This is a genomic window from Halomonas sp. 3F2F, from assembly GCF_014897805.1.
Classification (GTDB): domain Bacteria; phylum Pseudomonadota; class Gammaproteobacteria; order Pseudomonadales; family Halomonadaceae; genus Vreelandella.
In genome coordinates, this window is the sequence record NZ_JABUZE010000119.1 from 1 (window position 1) to 2,493 (window position 2,493).

Consider the following 2,493-nt stretch of genomic DNA (forward strand, 5'->3'; position numbering starts at 1 on the left):
TTTCGCCAAGTATTGGGGAGGGTCATACGTCGCCTTGGCCTGCATGACCCGGACTGTTTCCTGTTTGTGCTCAATGAGTCGCTATTACGTCGCTATGCTCATCGTATTGATGACGACCTTCCCGATGAAAAGGCGATTGTCACTTTGGTGCCGTCACCGACTTCGGCGCCTGCTACACCCGGGTATGGCAATACCGTGCCAGGAGCACCGCTAGATAACGTCACTCGCTCTGATGGCGAGACGGCGGAAGTGGACAATGTGGCGGTATCGGTGGCGTTTGGGGCATCGACCACGACGACGACCGCTGCGGCTGCAGCGAAGGCACAGTGGGAGCACGATATGGCGTTTTCACAGCGATTTATAGAGCATCTGGCCACCCTGAAACTCTAACCATGGCATCGTCACCTTTAAGATTTCTGTGTGGCGATGCCAGCGAGAAGAGGGTGCATCGATAGGACAGGGGGTCAAGCTGGCGGTGCCACTGGCATGCCGATTTCCTTGTGAGTCCTACATAATGTCACAGTGTCTTCCATTGCTTGCCGCACTCACTTTTCGACGGCCGAGAGCCTAATTATCCTCAATTATACTTTTTCAGATAATTGAAGATAATTTTTATAAATCAGGCCTTTGTATCTGTTTTGTGTGGTTTTTAAGGCGGCCTTTGATTGACGCAATGCTATGGGCGCCGATACCTTAATGGTGTGAGCTCTGAGATCTGTTAGCGCATGCTTCCCCTCGGAGACATACGAAACGGCGATCACCTTGCAGCTTCAGGGTGGTCGCTTTTTGCTTCTTTTTTCGCGATGCCTGTCTACCGCACAGCGGGCAACTCTTCCCAGCGTGTGGTGTAGCGCGGCGTGCGGTGCTCGGAGCGCAATGTCCAGGCGTTGCCTGTCCTGGGCAACCCTAGCTGTATCGTCCCTCGTCCTAACTCCCGGTTGAGCTTGTCGACAGTGGCCATGAGCCGCTCGCTGCGCTTTGCTTCTTCCTCTGTTTGCGGTGTTTCCGTCAGTGTCAGTTGGCGGTTAGCTTTGGGGGAGAGGTCGAGCAGCATCACGCCCGCTTTATGGTACGCATAACCCTTCCGCCAGAGCTGCCGGAGCCCTTGGGTAGCGGCATGAATCAGCTCACGGCTATCGTCCGTCGGGCGTTCGAGTGCCACCACCACGCGATTACGGTATTGCGGTAAGTCAGGTCTAAACGCATTGGTGCGCACAAATACCATCACGGCGCTGGCAACGCTGTGCTGTGCGCGTAGCTTTTCACCCGCTCGTGCGGCGTGCTGACGAAGCGCTTCTCGCAGATCGTGGGGGCTGTTGGTAAGACACCCAAAGGAGCGGGATACCATAATTTGTTGCTTGGGCTGGGTCATATCATCCAGTTGAATGGACGGCTGTCCTCGCAGTTCCCACACAATGCGCTCTTGCACCACGTTAAACCGGCGCCGTATCTGCTTGGGATCGGCTTCGCGTAGCTGCCAGGCAGTCTCTATCCCCATCACACGTAACCGTTCGCCGGTACGGCGGGCAATACCCCAGAGTTCAGTGACCGGTAGCTGTTTGAGGAGCGCTTGCGTCGCAGGGCTATCAGCGGTTAACAAGCACACGCCTTGGTCTCGGTAGACGGGGTGTTTCTTTGCGGCATGGTTAGCGACTTTGGCCAGTACTCGTGTCGGCGCAAAGCCGACCGATACCGGAATCCCCGTCCATTGCTGCACGGTCTGACGTAGCCGTTGCCCGCGCGCTTCTAGCGTCGCCGGATCAAACCCATGAAACCCCACAAAAGACTCATCAATCGAGTACACCTCAACGTCCGGCGAAAACTCTGCCAGCACGTCGGTGACACGGCGGCTCATATCGCCATACAGCGCGTAATTGCTTGATAAAAGCGTTATCTGGCGGCGGATCGAGGGCGATAGTAGGTGTTTGGCAGTGCCCATCTCAACCCCCAGTGCTTTGAGTTCATTGGAGCGCGCCACGATGCAGCCATCGTTGTTGGACAGCACGCCTACAGGCCGCCCCTCTAGCGCGGGGTTAAACACCCGCTCACAGCTCACATAGAAGTTGTTGCAATCGACTAAGGCCATCATAACGGCGTGGCACCTGGCAGACTGTGCAGTACATGGGTCACCACGCCCCACACATGAGCCTCCCGTCCTTCTAAAGGGATCGGTTGATAAGCAGGGTTACTCGCGCTCAGGTAGGTACGTTGCCCAGGGAAAATGCATGAAAACCCGCGCCATGATGCGGCTTTCAGCGCTTTACGAGGTCAGTCTGATGTGGTCATCTAAGCGCTTCCCTCTTGGATAACGTCTATGTCAGCGCCGTCTCTGTTTCAGCATTTGTCTGTTATTCCCGACTTCAGGCAATCCTGGAAAGTGCAACATCAGCTTTCGGATATCCTGTTTTTGGTGGTATGTGCAGTGATTTGTGGCTCCGAGGGGTGGGATGAAATCGAGGATTTTGGCCACTCAAAACTTGATTTTCTCAGACA

Annotated in this window: 2 protein-coding genes and 1 pseudogene; 2 read left to right on the forward strand and 1 reads right to left on the reverse strand. The window is 55.2% G+C overall.

From position 1 onward, the window contains the following. A pseudogene (locus tag INT21_RS12110) lies at positions 1-390 on the forward strand (DEAD/DEAH box helicase); the annotation flags it as partial. Positions 391-811: 421 nt separating this feature from the next. Here the strand turns inward: INT21_RS12110 and INT21_RS12115 are convergent. Continuing rightward, positions 812-2,089, reverse strand: coding sequence for a Y-family DNA polymerase (locus INT21_RS12115; protein ID WP_193085254.1), 1,278 nt, complete (start codon positions 2,087-2,089; stop codon positions 812-814). A 225-nt stretch (positions 2,090-2,314) separates the two neighbouring features. Here INT21_RS12115 and INT21_RS12120 point away from each other — a divergent pair. Then, positions 2,315-2,493, forward strand: a 179-nt coding sequence (locus tag INT21_RS12120) for a transposase family protein (protein WP_193085255.1), incomplete at its 3' end; no start/stop codon positions are given.